This is a genomic window from Oribacterium sp. P9 (assembly GCF_046365365.1).
Lineage (GTDB): Bacteria > Bacillota > Clostridia > Lachnospirales > Lachnospiraceae > Oribacterium.
This window is the reverse complement of the sequence record NZ_JBKEIS010000015.1, coordinates 1-20,086: the sequence shown is the minus strand read 5'-3', so window position 1 is coordinate 20,086 and position 20,086 is coordinate 1. Positions and strand designations below refer to the sequence as shown.

At 56.8% G+C, this 20,086-nt stretch carries 16 protein-coding genes and 1 riboswitch; of the genes, 2 read left to right on the top strand and 14 right to left on the bottom strand.

Features of this window, described 5'->3' with window-relative positions:
• Positions 1-150 precede the first annotated feature (150 nt).
• Positions 151-1,632 (bottom strand): carbon starvation protein A, encoded by a 1,482-nt coding sequence (locus tag ACK8P7_RS08780; RefSeq protein ID WP_410043834.1) that lies wholly within the window; start codon positions 1,630-1,632, stop codon positions 151-153.
• 602 nt (positions 1,633-2,234) lie between these two features.
• Between ACK8P7_RS08780 and ACK8P7_RS08775 the strand changes: the two genes are divergently transcribed.
• On the top strand, positions 2,235-3,590 hold the full coding sequence (locus tag ACK8P7_RS08775) for an MATE family efflux transporter (RefSeq protein ID WP_410043833.1): 1,356 nt from the start codon (positions 2,235-2,237) through the stop codon (positions 3,588-3,590).
• Between the two features lie 245 nt (positions 3,591-3,835).
• Here ACK8P7_RS08775 and ACK8P7_RS08770 read toward each other — a convergent pair whose 3' ends face one another.
• Positions 3,836-4,594, bottom strand: coding sequence for a cyclase family protein (locus ACK8P7_RS08770; RefSeq protein ID WP_410043832.1), 759 nt, complete (start codon positions 4,592-4,594; stop codon positions 3,836-3,838).
• Positions 4,595-4,928: 334 nt separating this feature from the next.
• On the opposite strand from ACK8P7_RS08770, the gene ACK8P7_RS08765 reads away from it, so the two are divergent.
• On the top strand, positions 4,929-5,822 hold the full coding sequence (locus ACK8P7_RS08765) for an MBL fold metallo-hydrolase (RefSeq protein WP_410043831.1): 894 nt from the start codon (positions 4,929-4,931) through the stop codon (positions 5,820-5,822).
• A 412-nt stretch (positions 5,823-6,234) separates the two neighbouring features.
• On the opposite strand, the gene ACK8P7_RS08760 is transcribed toward ACK8P7_RS08765, so the two are convergent.
• The 12 genes from ACK8P7_RS08760 to ACK8P7_RS08705 form a co-directional block, all read right to left on the bottom strand.
• A complete protein-coding gene (locus ACK8P7_RS08760) occupies positions 6,235-8,601 on the bottom strand; it encodes a hypothetical protein (RefSeq protein ID WP_410043830.1) in 2,367 nt (788 codons plus the stop codon).
• Between the two features lie 332 nt (positions 8,602-8,933).
• Positions 8,934-10,307: an alanine/glycine:cation symporter family protein gene (locus ACK8P7_RS08755; protein ID WP_410043860.1), complete on the bottom strand. Its 1,374-nt coding sequence runs from the start codon at positions 10,305-10,307 to the stop codon at positions 8,934-8,936.
• A gap of 203 nt (positions 10,308-10,510) precedes the next feature.
• Positions 10,511-10,604: riboswitch (glycine riboswitch) on the bottom strand.
• A gap of 90 nt (positions 10,605-10,694) precedes the next feature.
• A complete protein-coding gene (locus ACK8P7_RS08750; RefSeq protein WP_410043829.1) occupies positions 10,695-11,315 on the bottom strand; it encodes a flavodoxin family protein in 621 nt (206 codons plus the stop codon).
• Positions 11,316-11,376: 61 nt separating this feature from the next.
• Positions 11,377-11,922, bottom strand: a complete 546-nt coding sequence (locus ACK8P7_RS08745) for a prolyl-tRNA synthetase associated domain-containing protein (RefSeq protein WP_410043828.1) — start codon at positions 11,920-11,922, stop codon at positions 11,377-11,379.
• A 100-nt stretch (positions 11,923-12,022) separates the two neighbouring features.
• Positions 12,023-13,792 carry an ABC transporter ATP-binding protein gene (locus tag ACK8P7_RS08740; RefSeq protein WP_410043827.1) on the bottom strand — a complete coding sequence of 590 codons (1,770 nt, stop codon included), beginning with the start codon at positions 13,790-13,792 and terminating at the stop codon, positions 12,023-12,025.
• A gap of 256 nt (positions 13,793-14,048) precedes the next feature.
• Positions 14,049-14,693, bottom strand: coding sequence for a hypothetical protein (locus ACK8P7_RS08735; protein ID WP_410043826.1), 645 nt, complete (start codon positions 14,691-14,693; stop codon positions 14,049-14,051).
• 380 nt (positions 14,694-15,073) lie between these two features.
• Positions 15,074-16,021 carry an aldo/keto reductase gene (locus ACK8P7_RS08730; protein WP_410043825.1) on the bottom strand — a complete coding sequence of 316 codons (948 nt, stop codon included), beginning with the start codon at positions 16,019-16,021 and terminating at the stop codon, positions 15,074-15,076.
• Positions 16,022-16,187: 166 nt separating this feature from the next.
• Entirely contained in the window at positions 16,188-16,850 is a 663-nt protein-coding gene (locus tag ACK8P7_RS08725; protein WP_410043824.1) for an HAD family hydrolase, read from the bottom strand.
• 191 nt (positions 16,851-17,041) lie between these two features.
• On the bottom strand, positions 17,042-18,046 hold the full coding sequence (locus tag ACK8P7_RS08720; RefSeq protein ID WP_410043823.1) for a hypothetical protein: 1,005 nt from the start codon (positions 18,044-18,046) through the stop codon (positions 17,042-17,044).
• Positions 18,047-18,209: 163 nt separating this feature from the next.
• Positions 18,210-18,488, bottom strand: a complete 279-nt coding sequence (locus ACK8P7_RS08715) for an antitoxin HicB (protein ID WP_410043822.1) — start codon at positions 18,486-18,488, stop codon at positions 18,210-18,212.
• Between the two features lie 22 nt (positions 18,489-18,510).
• Positions 18,511-18,966, bottom strand: a complete 456-nt coding sequence (locus ACK8P7_RS08710) for a DUF1284 domain-containing protein (protein WP_410043821.1) — start codon at positions 18,964-18,966, stop codon at positions 18,511-18,513.
• A 506-nt stretch (positions 18,967-19,472) separates the two neighbouring features.
• A complete protein-coding gene (locus ACK8P7_RS08705) occupies positions 19,473-20,030 on the bottom strand; it encodes an SDR family NAD(P)-dependent oxidoreductase (RefSeq protein ID WP_410043859.1) in 558 nt (185 codons plus the stop codon).
• Positions 20,031-20,086: the final 56 nt, after the last annotated feature.

The window sequence follows — 20,086 nt, the reverse complement described above, 5'->3', positions numbered from 1 at the left end:
CGCGTCAGCGCATCCGGGTGGATGCATTGGTCAACATAGGGTGAAGTTTTTCATGAACTCCCCCGCGTGAGCGCATCCTGATGGAAGCATTGGCCGAAGCCAGATGGAGGGATGCAGGCGGCTCGGTGCGGGAAAGAAGGTGATGCGTTTTCAGGCCTTCGCAGGCTTCTTCGTAGCCTTCAGGAAGAGACCGAGGAAGAGAATGGCGACGATGATGCCGATCGGATAAGCGACCATGGTGTTGTAGATCGTCGCGCCCTCTGCAGTCTTCTGGTTCACGAAGCCACCGAGACACTCCGGAGCGAGGATGAAGTAGGTCGCGCTGACGGCGCTCATGAAGGTCGCCGGTACAGCGGTGATCCAGTAGTTCTTCTTCTCGCGGAAGAGGTACATCGATGCGGCCCAGAGGACGATCATCGCGAGGGTCTGGTTCGTCCAGCTGAAGTAACGCCATACGATGGTGTAGTCGAGCTGGGAAATGATGGCACCGGCACCGAGTACCGGGATCGTCAGCATTAACCTCGTCTTCCAGTTCTTCATGTCGAGGCCAGCCCAGTCGGCGATGGTCAGACGTGCGGAACGGAAGGCGGTATCACCAGAGGTGATCGGGCAGGCGATGACGCCGAGCATCGCGAGTGCGACACCGACGGAGCCCATGGTCTTGACGCAGACGTCGTAAACGGCGGCAGACTGACCACCTGCGAGGCTCTCCTGCAGTCCGGTCGAAAGTCCACCGGTCTTCTCATAGATCGCGCAGCCGGCAGCGGCCCATACGAGGGCGATGATGCCTTCGCCGACCATCGCGCCGTAGAATACGAAGTGGCCCTGCTTCTCGCTCTTCAGGCAACGTGCCATCAGCGGGGACTGGGTAGAATGGAATCCGGAAATCGCGCCGCAGGCGACGGTGATGAACATGAAGGACCAGATCGGGGTTCCCTTCGGGTGCATGTTGTAGAAGTTCGTCCAGATCTCAGGGATCGTGTAGGCCGGATTCGTCATGATACCGAAGATAACACCGACAGCCATCGCGATCAGGCAGATACCGAAGATCGGGTAGATACGTCCGATGATGGCATCGATCGAGATGAAGGTGGCGATGAAGTAGTACAGCAGGATGATGGCGAGCCAGAAGGAACCGTTCGCCAGCAGTCCGGTGCCGGTGCCTGCCGGATCGATCATCTTGACGATCAGGCTGGCCGGGCCCTTCGCAAATACGGTACCGACCATGACGAGGAGAACGACCGAGAATACACGCATGACGTTCTTCATAGCACCACCGAGATACTTACCAGTGACCTCCGAGATGGAGCCACCGTTGTTTCGCTCGGAAAGCATACCGGAGAAGTAATCATGGACACCACCGGCGAAGATGGTACCACAGGTGATCCACAGGAAAACAACCGGGCCCCAGAGTGCACCCTGCAGGGCACCGAAGATCGGGCCGAGGCCGGCGATGTTCAGAAGCTGAACCAGGAACAGCTTCCACTGTGGCATGACGACGTAATCGACGCCATCATTGATTCTGACGGCCGGTGTTTCACGGTCATCCGGTCCGAAGGTGCTGTCGACGAGCTTACCATAGGTAAAATAGCCGGCGACGAGTGCGATCAGACATAAGAAAAAGCTAATCATACAAGCCTCCTTAGCGCAGTGGACATACTAAGGCCATACGGAATTGCATGGACATATCCCCCTCCACTGCTTTTATTAATTTCCATCTTAGTCTTCTGAAATTTAATATTCAATAGTTTTTGTGAAATCAATTTTCGGAATTTTAGATATTTCGAAATTTTCATGCAGATTGCACGAAAATTTTTTTCATTTTTGAGCAGAAATCATCTTGAATTCTGGCGGAAGCGTGATTCCACCTTGACAAATGAATTCCATCAATGGTACATTAATACTCCAAAACCATGTAATGGAGTGGATTTTTCTGAAGCGACAATGCGCGCTTTATTTTTCGCCACACAGCCGGGAGGCTCTCCCCGCTGCGTGGCCTTTTTTTGCGCCGAAAACGGGGTCTGACCCCATTAAATTTTTCTAAACAAAATCTAAAGAGGAAGTTTATGGGGTCAGACCCCTTTACGAAATTCTTAAGATGATGCCCGGCAGCCGCGGGGTCTGACCCCATCGGACATTCGGCATCCCTGTTCCGGGGCCATGACGGGGTCAGACCCCCAGTCGTCCCGGGAAGCCAGGATGTGCAGCTACTATAATGAAGTAAAGGAGAACTTATGGACCAGACATTTATGAAGGAGCGTCCGATCGTGCCGCTCGTGATTTCCATGGCGATTCCGATGACGATTTCCATGCTCGTGAACTCGCTCTACAACATCATCGACAGCTACTACGTCGCGCGTATCAGCGAGCAGGCGATGACCGCGCTGTCCCTCGTCTACCCGGCGCAAAATCTGCTCATCGCGGTGACGGTCGGCTACGGCATCGGCATGAACGCCGTGATCGCGTATTCGCTCGGCGCGGGGCTTCAGAAACAGGCGAACACCGCCGCGACCCTCGGTCTTCTCGGAAACATCCTTCACGGCATCCTCATCAGCGTGCTCTGCATCTTCGGGATGTCGGCCTTCGTAGGACGATTTTCGGACAATGCTGACACCATCCGCCTGGGCACCGAGTATGCACGTATCGTCTTCCTTTTCGGTGTGCCGAATGCTGCCGCGATTTCCTATGAGAAGATGTTCCAGGCGATCGGCCGCATGAAGGTTTCGATGATCAGCATGCTGATCGGCTGTCTCGTCAATATCGTGCTCGACCCGATCATGATCTTCGGCTTCGGTCCGATCCCGGCCATGGGAATCGCCGGCGCGGCCTGGGCGACCGGCATCGGACAGGTCGTCTCCCTCCTCATCTACCTCGTCGTCTACTACCGCGACCTCGCGAACATCCCGATTCGCATCGCTCCGCGGAAGATGCATCAGGTCGGCGCCACCCTCGTAAAGGTCTACAGCATTGGCATCCCGGCAGCCCTCAATCTGGCGCTGTCCTCCCTGATGATCACCGTACTGAACGGCATCCTCGCCGTCTACTCCGCGTCTTATGTGCTCGTGCTCGGCGCGTATTACAAGCTGCAGACCTTCATCTACCTCACTGCCAACGGGATCGTCCAGGGCATGCGACCGATCTGCAGCTACAACTACGGTGCCGGCGAGTTCCGGCGGCTGAAGGCGATTTTCCGCACCGGACTCGCGATGGTGAGCGGCGTCATGGTGATCGGCACGCTGCTCTGCATTCTGCTGCCGAACCAGCTCATCGGGATTTTTGCGTCCAATGCTGACACCATCCAGCTGGGGCGCGAGGCGCTGCTCATCATCTGCCGCGGCTTCATGCTTTCCGGCGTCTCCGTCACCATCTCCGGCGTCCTCGAGGGCCTCGGCAAGGGCGCGGAGTCCCTCGTGATCTCCCTCGCTCGCAATATCGTCGTGCTCCTGCCACTCGCCTATGTCCTGAGTCAGGCGATCGGCGCCGCCGGCGTATGGCACGCCTTCTGGATCACCGAAGCCACCGCCGCTGTCCTCTCGGTCCTCCTCTTCCGCCGCATCATGCGGAAGATCCAGGCCGAGGCGCAGAACTGACGGGGTCTGACCCCATTAAATTTTTCTAAACAAAATCTAAACTTGGAGTTTATGGGGTCAGACCCCCTTACGAAATTCTTAAGCCGGAAGGTTAAACATGACACAAACCGGGAGTGCATCGTAGTGATACACTCCCGGTTTTGTATTTCATGATCTATGGATATCCAGAAACTCCAGGGCGGGTGCCGGATGGAGGCATTGGCCTGAAAGGGTCTCCGGCAGTTGGTCACCAGGTGCGATGCGCATCACTCCGTGATGGCCCAGACACGTGCCGGGAGGCCGGTCGCACCTTCGATGCGCGGGTAGGAAATGAGGACGACGGCGCCAGCAGGCTGCACCTGATCGAGGTTCGCGAGGACTTCTACCTGAAGCTTGCCCTGGTCGAGGACATAACGCTCGCAGGCGAGATCACCCTCTGCCTCGGCGACCGCGGACGAATCCGTGTCGAGGGTCTCGTGGCCATTGGCGGCGGCGTGGCGGACCTCATAGATGTACTTGAGTGCCTCGAGCGACCAGCCCGGTGCATTCTCATGGCCGTCGGCATCGATGCCGGACAGTGCGTCGATATCCGGCCACTTCTTGTACCAGTCGCTGCGAAGTGCCACCAGTGCCCCCTCCGGGATCTCGCCGTACTGCGCCTCATATGCGCGAATGTCGTCGACCGTTACCGTGTAGCGCGGATCCTGCTTCGCCTGCTCGGAAATGTCGATGACCACCAGCGGGAAGATGAGATCATGCACGTCGTACTGCTCGGACAGTGCTCGTCCCCGCACGAAGTGTCCCGGGAAATCGATGTGGGTACCGAACTGACCCGGGAACTTGAAGGTCTGGATCAGGCACTCCAGCTCCGGCTTGCCCCAGTCCCACACCGTCGTGCCCAGCTCGACCGAGCCCTCCGGGATGCCCGACCAGTACGGACTCTCGTTGTTTAATGAGTGGGAAAGCTCCACCCACTTATACTTCTTTGCTTCCTTTAATGCATCCCAAAGCTTGTACTCTGCCATAATATCGTCTCCTTTCGGGTAACCTTTTCTTACGTGATGAAATCATCATAACACCTCCGTTTGATCATGCCTAATACCGGATATTTCGAATCAGTTATAGATTAATCCTATAGTTAAAAGGCGTTTATTTATAAGTGCAGGCATGCTGACTGCCATTCTATTCCGTATGATGGGTTCCATTTCAACGGCAGCGGTCAAACCCTGTTCGTTATGTTTCAGGGACTCTTTCAGACCTTGCTCTTACGCCTGCCGATGTCGTATTATATGAGCATACAGACAGATGCCATCTGATTCCGTGATGGGCATTCCCATATTCTCTGAAAGAAGGTATGAAATGAAAATCACCTACATCGAACACTCTTGTTTTCTGGTCGAAACAGCGGAATGCTATATGTTGTTTGACTACTACTGTGGTGACGTACAGCTTCCAGAGCTGGATCCTGTAAAACCGCTGCTACTCTTTAACAGCCACGCGCACCCTGATCACTTTTCGAAGGAGATTTTCACACTGCACGAGCGATATCCGAGGTCTTTCTTCGTACTCTCGGCTGACATCCCGGTACCGGCGGCCGTTCAGCCTTTCACCTGTTCAATGCTTCCACACGAGCACCGTCTCATCCAGCTCGCAGGCGGGCGGGCAGCTGTAGTGCCGACATCCGCTGACAAGCTGGTTCAGCCGATGGACACAAAACAACAGGAAGCTGTCTTTCGTGCAGGCATCCTGCGGGCGAGCGAAACTTCGATGAAGCCTCATCCTACATCAGAGGCGAGAATGGATGATAAGGCACCGGATGCACCGAACGTACATAGTATCACAGATGCTTCGATCATCGACGTTTCCATCGACACTCTCCACTCGAATGATGAGGGCGTCGCGTTCATCGTCCGGCTCGGCGACCTCCGCATCTACCATGCCGGTGATCTCAACAACTGGTGGTGGGACGGCGATGTGGAGGATCAGAAGCTCGCGGACATCTACCACGAAGAACTCGAGCGCATCCGCGGACGACATTTCACAGCCGCCTTTATCCCCCTCGATCCTCGCCTCAATGGCTGGTGGAAGGGCATCGAGGATTTCATGCACTATGCCGACGCCGATCGGATCTTCCCGATGCATAACTTCGGCGAAAAGGGACTACCGAAGAAGTTCCTCGCCCTCGACTGTGCTGCCGGCTATAAGAACCGCATCTGCGATGTCGAGGAACCGCTGACCCGCTGGAAACTCTAAGATTTTTCGCAATAGGTGTCTCTGAAGATTTCAGGCATTATGCTTTTTCGCAATAGGTGTCCTGAAAAAATCCGGGCATTATGTTTTCTCAAACATCGCCCTGCTTCATGGGCTGTTTTTCCTTATTTTGACGCAATAGAGCTTCCTTTTAGAAAAGGGACATTACCTCAGGTAATGTCCCTTTTCTTATTATGACCGGTTTTGTGTCAAATCTTTCGAAAATCTAATGCCCTTTTTTCTGATGCTCTTTTATTGCGAAAAAACATAATGTCATATTCTATTCAGAGCGCGATATCGTCAAACTTGGTTAATGTCTTTTTTCCCCAGGCCCCGGTATTGCGTCAAATTCAGAAAAACTAATGTCACAGAGCCTGCGCAGGCCTGTTCTGCAAAAAGAGCTCCGATATCGCGCTTACGTAAAGGCCTTTTCTTCGCTCAGTGCGAGGCTTCCATCAAACCCGCTCATCATCATCGAGAAGCAGCGTGGTGTGCCGTTCGCATCCACGAAGGAAATACCGTGGTGCGGTGTATCGCCTGGGAAGGAAAGCTGCAGGTAGATCGACTGACCGGCTGCGAGCTTCGGTATACTGCTCTTCTCGGTGCCATGGAAGTAGATATCGTCGGATCCCGCCTCAAAATCCATTTCCAGTGTGTAGATACGAACGTCGGTCAGTGTCTCGGTCGCTGTCAGCTTCGCAAACTGGCTGTATGCATCGTTCTCAAGCACGATCATCGCCGCGCGGTCCGCCGCACTCAGCATCCCACCATCTACAAAGGTTCCCGTAACTGCCAGATTTCCAGTGCTCATACTTTCCTCCTTTTCTGCTGCATCCGCAGCCGTTGCATCCCCCATCGCGAGGCTGAGCTCGCGCACTTCGTCGTCGCTGCCGAAGAGGTCATAGCCGCCGAGGTGCTGGTAACGCATGTACTCATACCACTCGTCGGTCTTCTCATTCAGTTCCTCCACGCGGCGGATCTGGAAGCTGCTGTAGTGCATCTGCCCGAGGTCCTCATCATAGAACTCGACGCAGAACACGAGGCCCTGCCCATTCATGCCGAGCCAGGTGCAGCGGCCCTCATAATTCAGATAGATTTCCGCGTCCACACACGCATCCTGATACAGGAACTTCGACGGATCGTTCGGATCGAAACCGAGGTAGAAGCTATCCGTGTAGCTCGTGCCGGCATCGGTATCGAAGCTCGTCTCCGTCGTGCAGCCCTCGTTCTCGTAGAGGCCCATCACCGTACGGCTGAACGTGTCGCTGCTCCCAAACATGTTCTTCTCAAGTGCTGCTGCGATTTCGCCTGCATTGCCCTCCCCGATCGCTTCGACATTCACGATCCCGCAGGCCGGCTCGGTCAGGCAGAAGTGGCCGCCCCACGCGCCGTGGTAGAGATCGAGGTAAGCGATCATGCCGTCGTTCGAGACGAAGGTCGGCACGACATGCTCGCCGTGCATGATGGTCAGCAGCTCTGCGCTCACGTAATCCTTATAGACGCCGTCGACCTCATACTCCTTGCCATAGTCAATGCTTCCGACCCCGAACGCAGCCTCGGTCCACTCATTCTGCTCGATGCGGACGGTCATGCGGCCATCCTCGTAGTTGACGAAAAGCGCATCGTCGAAGCTGAGCTTCAGATCATGACGCTCCGCGTTCATCACGTCCCCACTCGTACCCGCCTCGCGTGCATCTTCAAGCCTGTCTTCCCAGTCCTCTCCGGAGAGAACACGACCCGAAGCAGCATCATACTGATAGATCGTCTGCATTGGCTTAAGCTCGCAGTTGTAGAGACCGCCGCCCGCCATCACGTGGACCGGCACCGCGACCACGAGCTCGCCGTCGTCGTCCAGATACATCGGGAGGTCCGACGTGATGTTGTCGTCCGCGAGGGTCTGCATGCGGTACTTCATGAACTCGGCGTAGAGGCTCTGGCGTTCGGCCTCGCCCGCGCTGCTGTAATAATCGGAATCGTACATATAGCGCACGGACTGGTCGAACTCGTAGGCAGCGGCCCTTCGGATCACACGAAGAAGTGCGGCCTCAACGGTTTCGCCGCTCTGCAGCTCGAGGGTCAGCGGTGCGTCGTCCTCGTCATCGTCAAAATCGTCGAAATCGTCTGCATCGGTCGGCACACCACGCACCAGCAGCTGCGCGAGCTCCTTCGCCGACATGCGCGTGCCGTCCGTGAGGTTCAGGTTGTACGCGTAATACTCGGTATAATCGTCGAGGTTGCTGCTCTTCGTGAGGACGAGGCTCAGCGTGTCGCCGTTCAGGTAGCTGTCGTAGTCGACCTCGATCCAGCCCACGTAGTCGTCCTCCTTCTGGCTCGTCACATCCTCGCATGCCGCCGCGATCGCCTGGTTGATTTCCTTCGCGCCGGCGCTGTCGGAGCAGATCTTCGGCACATGATAAGAAACATCGGTCCGATCCGCCGGGCCGTCGCTCACCTCGCCCTCGAAGGTGTAGCTGTCCTGCACGAGCGTCTTCAGCAGCTGCTCCTTCTTATCCTCGTCGAGCGCCGTGAAGTCGATGTCCTCCGGGAGCGCCGACGTTGATTTGTCCGTGCTCTCCACCTTCGACGTAGTGCCGCCGGATGGCTTCGGCCCCGCCTGCGCCGGCTTCTTCCCGCAGCCCGTCAGAAACATAAGGAGAAGAAGTGTGCTGAAGAGGCACAGCCTCAGGAAGCAGCCGGCAGGGAGCTTCCGGCTCGAACACCGACCCTCGCTCACTCTTCTCACATCGCCTGCGCTGAACTTCTCATGCTCTTTTCTATGCATCACACGCCTCCTTTCCAGACGAGAATTACAGATACGACGAAATAGCCGGGAATATACGACATCCCCAGTCGTTTCTCACTCTTTAAATCACGAACACCCGCAGGATGGCCACGCGCTGCCCGCCACCTGCTCTCTACTATTAATCTATCATAGATAGAAGGAAAAATGTTCTTCGTTTGCGCATTTTTTCTTACAAATCAGTGAATTTTGCACAAATTTAATAGTAGCCATGAACCACTTAAGGCCTGCAGTTTATGGGGTCTGACCCCATAAACTTCTGTTTAGATTCTGTTTAGAAAAATTTAATGGGGTCAGACCCCCTTACGAAATTCTTAAGATGAGGACTTCGCGGCGTTCACGTTCTTCACGACGAGGGCGGTGAGGGCGAACAGGGCGATGACGTTCGGCACGACCATGAGCTGGTTGAACATGTCGGAGAACTCCCACACAAGGTCACTCGAGGTCAGGGTGCCGAGGAAGATGAAGACGAGGGCGATCAGGGTGTAGACGCGGCTGCCGCGGTCGCCGAAGAGCCAGATCACGTTGATCTTTCCGAAGAGATTCCAGCTGAGGATCGTCGAGAAGGCGAAGAAAAAGAGGCAGATGGCGACGAACATCGCACCGAGGCGCTCGCCGAAGACGGTGCCGAAGGCGGTCTGCGCGAGATTGGCCTTGCCGATGGTCTCCGGAATCACACCGCCCGCGAGGATACCGTCACTCGTATACATCGTCGAGATGATGACCAGCGCATTGAGGGTCAGCACCACATAGGTGTCGATGAAAACACCGACCATCGCGACCACACCCTGCTCATGCGGGCAGGAGACATTGGCCAGCGCATGCGCATGCGGGGTCGAACCCATACCGGCCTCGTTCGAGAAGAGACCGCGCTTCGCCCCCTGGCTAACCGCAGTCTTCAGGGCATAGCCGAAGCCACCGCCGATGATGGCCTGCGGCTGGAAGGCGTAGCGGAAAATCATCGCGAAGGTCGCCGGCAGATACTGGATGCGCAGCACGAGCACCGCGAGGCCGCCGATCAGGAACACGAGCGCCATCACCGGCACGACCTTCTCGGTCACGGACGCGAGGCGCTTGACGTCGCCGAGGAAGATGGCACCGCAGAAGATCACGAGGGCAATGCCGACGATCCACGACGGCACACCGAAGGCGGTACTGATCGTCGAGCCGATCGAGTTGGACTGCACCATGCAGCCGAAGAAGCCGAGCGCGAGGATGATCGCCACCGCGAAGAAGCGAGCGAGGAACTGGCCGAAGTGACCGCGGAATGCGGTCGTGATGTAGTAGACCGGGCCGCCGTGGATACTGCCGTCCTCACGGACCACTCTCGTCTCCTGCGCGAGGATCGCCTCCGCGTAGATGGTGGCCATGCCGAAGAAGGCGATGACCCACATCCAGAAGATCGCACCCGGGCCGCCGGTGAGGATCGCACCACTCGCGCCGACGATGTTGCCGGTGCCGACCTGTGCCGCGATGGCGGTCGCGAGGGCCTGGAAGGAGGACATGCCGGCGGCGTGTTTCTTACCGGAGAGACTCAGCTCACCGAAGGTCTTCTTCATCCCATAGCCGAAGTAGCGGATCTGGACGAAGCCGGTCCGGATGGAGTACCAGAGACCCACGCCGAGAAGCAGGATCACGAGAACATAGTCGGACAGATAGGAATTGATCGTCTGGACAAGTGATAGCAGCATAATGTAGAACCCCCTGAAAATCATGATGTGCTGTCACTTCGGAGAATTGAAAGATGGTATCGCGGTCTGGTGCCCGGCCCCATGCAAGCATGGGCTTTGGCTCGTTTCTCGCGAAAAAAAAGAGCCTTCCGTTTCCGGCAGGCTCAAGAACTTCTACGCAAATACAAATACGTGTACGACATTGTACACACGATGATTTCACTTGCAGCTTCGTTCTTTTGCCTGAGAGATTCGGCGCATGCGCACCTTACACCTTCGGCATCCAACTGAATGGAATTCTCCAAAGCGCCCTCCATGTTCGGTTTCTTGCGATTCCTAACACTTCAACGGGTGAAACAATGTGGTAACACTACCATAAGTCTATACTATATGCAAGTGGTTTTTTCAGCGGATAAAGTTCGTGCGTGCACTCTTCTCCACCTCCGGGTGGTCGATGCCCGCCTTCCGTCCCGCCTCGATGCACTTCAGCATCCACGCCATATTGCGGGCGAGGTTCCGCATAGTCTGCATACCCTCGAGGTCCTGTCCGGCTTCACCCGGCACACGGCCATGCGCGACATTCCAGTAGGTGGATGGCACGGTCGGCATGTTGTTGATGCCGAAGTACTTCTCGAGCACATCGACGGAGGCAGTCGTGCCGGCACGTCTCGCTACAGCGACTGCTGCGCCCGGCTTGAACGCGAAGGCTGTGCCGCCGGCATAGAATGCGCGGTCGAGCAGCGACTGGATGCGGCCGCTCGGGTGCGCATAGTACACCGGTGTGCCGAAGATGAAGCCATCCGCTTCCTGTGCCTTCGCGATGAAGGCATTCGTCACGTCATCATCAAACACACAGCCCTTCTCCGTGCACTGGCCACAGCCGATGCAGTCCCGGATCGCCTGCCCGCCGATCTGGAAGATCTCATAATCGATGCTCTCCTTCTTCAGCTGCTCACCGATCTCCGTGAGCGCACGATTCGTATTCCCATCTGCCTTCGGACTTCCATTCAGCATTAAAACCTTCATATCTTACCTCCATGTAAAAAATCTATGCGGACAGGGGTCTGACCCCGTGCGGGCATCGCGGTCACGCCTCGCCGACCAGCTTCACCACGCGGTAATCGTGGTGCACGGCCTCGAGGTACTTCCCGAAGACGTCCGCGGTTCGGAGCTTCAGCGACGAGGTGTTCACGCACGGGTGGCAGCCGACATACTCGCCCTTCAGGACGTCCTCGTCAACCAGCAGCTGCACGTGATTCTCCGTGTCGTTCATGAGGCCCATGATGCTCACTGCGCCCGGGTGGATCTCGAGGAACTCCATCATCTGCTCCTCCTTCGCGAAGCTCAGGCGCGCGGAGCCGATCTGGTGCGACAGCTCCTTCGTCTTGAAGACCTTGTCGCCCGGCATCATCAGCAGGTAAAACTCCGTCTGCTGGCGGTTGCAGAGAAACAGATTCTTGCAGATCAGGCAGCCGAGCGCCGCGTCGATCACCTCGCACACCTCCATCGTCGTCGCCGGCGCATGATCTGTCCGCTGGTACGAGATCCCCAGCGAATCGAGCAGATCATACACACGCATCTCCTTCGGCTCACGCCCCTCCGCCGTCGCCGGCCGTCCATCAAATAATTGCATCTTTCTCTCCTCTTTAAACTTAATGGGGTCTGACCCCATAAACTTTTGTTTAGATTTAGTTTATAAAAATTTAATGGGGTCAGACCCCCTTACGAAATTCTTAAGACTTGAGTTCCTGGGTGCGCACCAGGGCGGCGTAGGCGCCGTTCCGGGCCATGAGCTCGTCGTGGCTGCCGAGCTCGATGATGCGGCCGTCGTCGATGACGGCGATGCGGTCCGCGTTCTTCACGGTCGCGAGGCGGTGCGCGATGACGATCGTGGTGCGGCCCTGCGAGAGCTTCTCGAAGGTCGCCTGGATGCGGGCCTCGGTCACACTGTCGAGCGCGGAGGTCGCCTCGTCGAGGATCAGGACCGGCGGGTTCTTCAGGAAGATCCGCGCGATGGAGATCCGCTGCTTCTGACCACCGGAGAGCAGGACACCCCGCTCGCCGACATTGGTTTGATAGCCGTCCGGCATCGCTGCGATGTCGTCCGCAATCTCTGCCTTCGCAGCCGCAAGCATCACCTCTTCCATCGTCGCATCGAGACGACCGTAGCGGATATTGTCGGCAATGCTGCCGGCGAACAGGAACACATCCTGCGAAACGACGCCGATGTTCTGGTGCAGGGACTCCTGCGTCACCATGCGGACATCGTGCCCGTCGAGGTAGATCGCGCCGTCCGTGACATCGTAGAAACGCGGAATCAGCTGGCTGAGCGTCGTCTTGCCGCCGCCGGAGGAACCGACGAAGGCCACGGTCTCACCCGGCCGGATGTCGAGCGACACGTCGTGCAGGATGCCCTGCCCCTTCTGGTACGCGAAGGACACGTGATCGACGCGGATCTCACCCTGCACGTCCTCCAGCGCAAGCGCGCCCGGGCTGTCCTGGAGCTCCGGCTCGGTCCGCATCAGCTCCACGAAGCGATGCAGCCCCGCCGTGCCGTTCGCGATCACCTCCGTGGTATTCGCGAGCTTCCGGATCGGATTCACGAAGGCCGACACATACATGCTGAACGCGATGAGGTCAATGACGGTGAGCTGGTCGTTCATGATGAGGGCGCCACCGACCGCGATGACCACCACGGACATCATGCAGAGGCAGAACTCCATCGTCGAATGAAATTCCGCCATCGCGCGGTGGAACCCGAACTTCGCGCTCCGGTAGCCTGCATTGGCCTTCTCAAACTTCTCGAGCTCCTCCCCCTCGTTCGCGAAGGCCTTCGCCGTCCGGATGCCGGACAGACCCGACTCGAACTCGGTGTTGATCAGGGAAACCGTTGACTTCACCTTGCGCGAGGCGTCGCGCATGTGGAAACGGCAGCGCAGCACCACCGACAGGAAGATCGGCAGCATGAGCGTCAGCACGAGTGCGAGCCGCCACTGGATGGTGAACATGATGACGAGCGCGCCGAGGATCGTCACCGAGCTGATGAAGATGTCCTCCGGGGCGTGGTGCGCCATCTCTGTCACGTCGAAGAGGTCCGTCGTGAGGCGGCTCATGAGCTGGCCGACGCGGTTATGGTCGAAGAAGCTGTAGTTCAGCTCCTGGATGTGCCGGAACAGGTCGCGGCGGATGTCGGCCTCGACGCGCGCGCCGAAGTTGTGGCCCCAGTACGTGATCACGTAGTAAAACACGGAACGCAGCACGTAGGCGGCGGTCACGACGGCCATCACCGTCCAGAAGGTGCGCCAGGCGTTCGCCGGCAGCAGCGTGTACATGCACCAGCGCGACACCGCTGGAAAGGCGAGATCGATCACCGCGATCGCCAGCGCACTCACCATGTCGAGGTAAAACAGCTTCCGGTGCGGTCGGAAATACGAGAGAAAAATCCGGAGTTCCGACCAGTTTTTGAAGTCTTTTTGTGTTGTGTTCTGATTCTTAAGTTCCATACATCACCTGCCTGGCAGTTTATGGGGTCTGACCCCATTAAATTTTTCTAAACAAAATCTAAAGTTAAAGTTTATGGGGTCTGACCCCCTTACGAAATTCTTAAGATGAGAAATTTCGCGTGGGCGTCCTGCGTCCACAGGGGATATTCTAGCAGATTCCGTACTATAAAACTACAAATCACATGTCAAAACACACGCCGGAAATGATCAAAAAAAGAGCCGGAGGTCTCCCTCCGGCTCCGCATCCTTAACGGAATTATTTATTTTCCTTCGCAGCGAGTGCAGCGGCTTCCTTCGTAGCCGGTGTTACCAGCGCCTTCTCTGCCGGTGCCTCTGGCTCATCGACCTCAGCTGCCTTGCCATGCTGATGTGCGGTTACATGAAGCACGGTATCGGTGAGCGGTGTCTTGATCTCGAGCTTACCTTCCTTCGCGATGTCGAGATCACCGACGGTCAGTCTCGTGCCGACCGGATACTTCGCGAGATCGATCACGATATGATCGACGAGGTCCTTCGGATAGCCGACGAACTCGACCTCCTCACAGGTCTTCGTCAGGAAGCCCTGCGCCTTCTCTGCATTGATAAACTCGATGACTGCCTTCGAGTGGATCTTCTCATCGTTCAGCAGCTGCTGGAATGTAACATCAATATACTGATGCTTCATCGCATCGAAATCCACGCTCTTGATCAGAACGGAATACTTCGTACCATCGACCGAAAGCTCTGCCTCGGAGCCGACATGATGATCCTGGAAGAACATGCCGAGATCCTTCTGCGTCATGATGATCGCGAGGGACTCCTTCATTGCCTTACCACTGATCGAACCGGTCGCATAGCCTTCTCTTCTAAGCTTCTTTCCCTTGACGCTCAGATCTCTTGTCTTCGCCTCTAATGTCTCCATAACTACCTCCTGTGGCCTCTGCCACTGAAAATGTTATCCACGTCCACAGTGGGCGCGGCAGAAACATCGTAACATCCCCGGCAAATTTCCCGCGAAAGATTTCTGCTCTTACAGGATGTAAGGGCCGTGGTGATACGGTGCACAGACAACTATCTGTAACGCCATTATGGTAGTCCTTTTTCGGCTTGAAGATTCACCAAATTTGAATTTTTTTCAGGGGCTGTTTTCGCCATTTTTTCGGCACAGGCTTCACAGAATCGACATATTTTCGTTTGGCTTTGGCCAATGCAGGCGGCCTCGAAACAGGTGGCTGCGCGTAAGGATGGATTCGGTCAATACATGCAGCGCCCCTCTGGGCCCTGTCTGCACAATGGTTCGATTCAGATCCCGAACTCCACCAGCGCCTGGTCGAGCTTCGCGATATCGGCGTCGCTGAGTGTCCAGTCGAGGGCGTGGCAGTTCTCGATCACGCGGGCGCGGTGCTGTGTGCCGAAAAGGGCCGTCGTGAGGAAGGACTTCTGAAGCGCCCAGTTCACGGCGATCTCCGAGAGCGGCACGCCGCCGCGGGCAGCGGAGATCTCATCCATCACGCCGAGAAGCTGCTGCGCCTTGCTCCAGCCCGGCTCGCGGAAGAACTTGTAGAAGCGGTTCCGGCTGTCCATGGTTTCATAGGTCCGGAGCTCGCGGTAACGTCCGGTGAGTAAACCTCCGCCGAGGACGCCATAGCCCATCGTCGCCATGCCGTGTGCCTCTGCGTACTTCATCTCCACCTCACGCTCGCGCTCCAGCATGGAATACTGCACCTGGATAAAATCGATGTCCGCATACTTCGCGGCCTCCTCCATCTGCGCCACACTGTGGTTGGAGAGACCGAGGAAACGGACCTTGCCCGCCTTTTTGAGCTCCATCATTGCTCCGAGCGTCTCCTCCGGTGTCGCATCGTCCTGCGGCCAATGCAGGATGTACAGGTCGATATAGTCGGTCCGGAGGTTTCGAAGCGACGCGTCGCACTGTGCGAGGATGTGGTCGCGCTTACCGCAATGCACGTACTGCCCGTTCACGAAGTCATTGCCACACTTCGTCGACAGGATCACATCCTTCCGAACGCCCATCTTCTCGAGTGTCTCGCCCAGGATCCGCTCCGCCGCGCCCGCGTTGTACGCCGGCGCCGTATCGAAGATATTCACACCCTGCTCAAACGACGCCCGGATCGCATCCATCTTCGTCTCCTCCGGATTCTGATCCCAGCCCGCACCACCGATGCCCCAGGTGCCGAGACACAGCTCCGAAACCTCCAGCCCCGTCTTACCAAACGCCTTATATCGCATGTTTTCCCTCCTCTAGTTTATGGGGTCTGACCCCATTAAATTTTTCTAAACAGAATCTGAACAGAAGTTTATGGGGTCTGACCCTATTAAATTCACCAAATGAGATTTTTGCCAATTTGATACAGCATTGGCGCAGGCAGGTGCCGATGGCGCAGGTGCATCAAGCTTACAGCAGCTCCCTGTAGGTCTCGATCACCTGCGCGGCGCCGAGCGCTCGAAGTGCCTCCGGGTCGGCCGTCCCCGCCACAGCGATGACCTTCGCCGCACCGGCCGCCACTGCAGCCTGCACCCCCGACTTCGCATCCTCGAATACATAGCTTCGATGGATGTCTGCGTGAAGCTTCTCCGCCGCGCGCAGGAAGATATCCGGCGCCGGCTTTCCTGGGAAGCTGTGGTCGTTGTACGTCACCTGCTCGAGCGTAAACCAGCGCGCGAGGTCGATCTGTCGGAAATAAAACTCGACATTTTCGATCGGCGACGAGGTCGCGATCCCGAGCTTCACGCCCGCGGCCTGCAACCGGTCCAGAAACGCCGGCAGCCCGTCCCGTAGCTGATAGATATCTGCATGCGAAACGCAGATCTCCCGGTAGGTCTCCTCCTTCTCCTCGACGAGCTGCTTCACCTCCTGTTCGCTGAGCCCCTCCCCGAGGAAATGCCGGATCGTCACATCCGCATGAATCCCGTGGATGTACCGATCGAACTCCTCCTCCGTGAGATCCCGCCCGAGATGCCGCTTCATAAACAGACTCCAAGCCTCGTTATGGTAGATCTCATCATTCACCATCGTCCCATTATAATCAAAAATCACCGCTTCTGGATATTCCATCATCATTACACCTCCTATAACAGCACCTTGGCTGTCCTGCTTTCACTACACCAGCACTTTCCGCTCTCCAATGCAAACGCCCTGTCGATCGTCACTCCGGGGGAGTTTATGGGGGCAGAGCCCCTTAATTTTTCCTTACGATGCTTCAGAAATTCTTAATGGGGTCTGACCCCATTAAATTTTTATAAAGTCCCTCATCGTCCCATCTTCGCTTTCACCTTCTCCGGCACGTCGATGATACCGAAGCGGTAGAACATCGCGTAGATGTAACTGATACCGCGGATGTCGCCGAGGTCCTTCGGGCGCTGGATGACCGGCACCGTTGTTTTCTGCGGTTGCGGCTCCTGTTTCCCGAAATCTGACATCACGCCGAGCTCTGCTGAATTCCGCCCATCCGGCATCTTCCCAAGTGCCAGCATCGCCTGCTGCCCGGAATCTGACATTCCGCCGAGCTCTGCTGACTTCTTCGTTCCCGACACCTTCCCGAGCGCCAGCATCACCGAGCTCCACGCAAGACTTTTGCTCTGCGCGCGGCGATCGATCCAGAGTTCCCGCGTGAACTCGCCATTCCGTCCACGCCGCAGCTGATAGCTGAACCCGAGCCCCGACCAGGTCTTAAACTGCGCGCCCGCGTAGGCCTGCACCACGCCCCAGAGGTTCTCCTCCGTCGGCGCTGCCCGCCACTTCTTCATCGCGCGGTAACGCCGCTGCCGCTCCGCCCCGGCGCTGATCTTCTCGACGCTGTCCGTCGCCGCAAAATACACGCCCTTCTCATACGGCAGGTACGAGTTCACCGACGGAATCGAGAGCCGAAGCTCCTCCGCCGTCGCCTGCACCGCTGCCCGGTAGTCCTGCCGCGCCCGGTACGCCTCAAACGTCGCCCGTACCTCCTCCGCGATCTCCGATTCGTACACCTCCGCTGTGATCAGCAGCTTCCGCACCTTGATCGGATTCAGCGCAAGCTCATCCGCGATCGCCTGCAGTGACTGCCCCGCATCGTACAGCTCCACTGCTGCGTCCATCAGCTCCTCGAGGTTTCGCCCCGCATCATAGTCCGGCCGCTTCCGCTTCCTGCCACCGCCCGGCCGCCGCTTCCGCACCCTCGCCGCTTCCGCACCCGCGGCCAATGCCTCCTGCTTCACATCTTCACCTCCACCGATCGGCTCTACGCTTCCGCTACGTCGTCTTTCCGTCGCCACTACGCTCTCGCCTCTTCCACCATTGAACTCTCGTGTCATCACTATCTATATATCATATCACAAACAAAGCCGTATGTAACATCCATTCCACGCGACTTTTTTGTTCCGGCTTCGCAGGCGTCACGCGAAGGTCCTGTGCTACCGGCGGAAACATTGGCCGCGGTCAGCCGAACGAATCGTACTGCTCGTCGCGCGGCATGACCAGCGCGAGGTCGGTTTTCTCCTCGCCGTCGGCGGTCTCGACATCCATCAGCAGAGTCCGCGTCGGCAGATCCATGTCCGTCTCGAGCTCGGTCAGGATGTAATTCACGCCCGCTTCGCGTGCCTCATCCAGCGCCTCGTCGAGTGTCCCACCCTCACCGAAGCAGTCCTGCAGGTCCACGTAACGCAAGTTGTAGCCCGCCGCCGTCTTCTTAATAATCGCCGGAAAATAGTATGTCATTTGCATTCTCCTTCGTTCACATCTAACGCTTGTTCTTCATAGCGCTTTGCCATCCACCACCCGCATGTCGGCGCTGGTCCGGCAGCGCTGGTTCTTCCTCCATCCGCGCTGCGGCGATTTCCTTACAGAGGGCGAGCCACTGGCAGTCCGGGCAGGCCTCGTCCAGGCGATGCAGACTGATCGGGCAAGTCGCATCCGTGAACGCGCGCCACGTGAGCCGCTGCCCGTACTGAAATCCGGTCAAGCACAGCACATTTTCATCAAAGAGTGGCGGATGCGTCGAGGTACAGCCCTCGCCACGCCGATTCGGGCACTTCGCGCAGAGATCATCTGCGCCCCGCGTGATGCAGATCTCCGTCTCCGGCTCTGCCATCAGCCGCGCCTGCATCGCCGCCATATTCCGACTGAACTCGTCTGAGTAGCCCTTACCCCTGAAATTCAGAAGACAGACACCATGATGTGGTCGTAAATGAATCATCGCTTCGCTCCTTTTCGTCCTGATCTGATTCTCACCAAATCATAAATCACCCGCGGCATTTCTCCTAGCTCTTTTTTCGGAAAGACGTGCTGAAAAAGAACGGGGGACTGATCAGTCCACCGTTCGCTCCTTATATATCCGGGGAAGCTATGATTTTAAGCATACTGTACACGCAGGGCTTATTTCAAAAACTGTGTATACCGATTTCTCTGCGAAAAGCAAAAATCAACAGTCAAAATAGACACAGCCGCTTTGATTCTGGAATCGTGTATATTTCATCGACAACGGTCATAGAAAATGGGCGCACCGTAAAAAGCGCGCCGCTGCTGCGACGCGCTCACTTTTCGAATTTGAAATCACATGCAGTCTGAAAATATTCCGTCGGGGCATCGTCTTCGTAGCCTTCTGGCGACGGCGCGCCACTTCAGGATGGATTTCATCCCTCCGCGCCAGCATATCGTCCTTACAGCATGACCAAGATGCGCCGTCGACGGTCACGCCTGTCTTTACGGCATGATCGAGTTTGCACCGTCGACGATGACGCTCTGGCCCGAGAAATAGCAGGAATCCGGGCCGGCGAGGAAGGCGATGACCGGTGCGATATCCTTCTCCGGGTCACCGAAACGCTTCATCGGGTTCAGGTTCACCTGCTTCGCGTACTCCTCCGGGAACTTCTCCGCCCAGGCCTTTGCGGCTGGCGATTCTGCGCCTGGGAGGACAATGTTTACACAGATGCCGCACTGCCCCCACTCCTTGGCCGCGATCTTCGTCAGTCCGCGCAGCGCCTCCTTGTTCGAGCCATACGCGAGCTGTCCGGCGATACCAAACATACCGGTCGCCGACGCGAAGTTAATGATGCGGCCCTCGTGCTGCTCCTTCATATAAGGGAACGCCGCCTGCATATAGTTCAACGAACCGATCACGCCACTCTGCCATGCCTTCAGCATATTGTCGTAGCTCGTCTCCTCGACCGGCGAAGACGGCACGATCGCCTGAGCATTATTCACGACAACATCGATCGTTCCATACTTCTCGACGGTTAGTTTATGGGGTCTGACCCCAATGTCGTCAACCCAACGTCAACTTAAGATTGGTTGCTAGAAGGATGATATCACAAAGG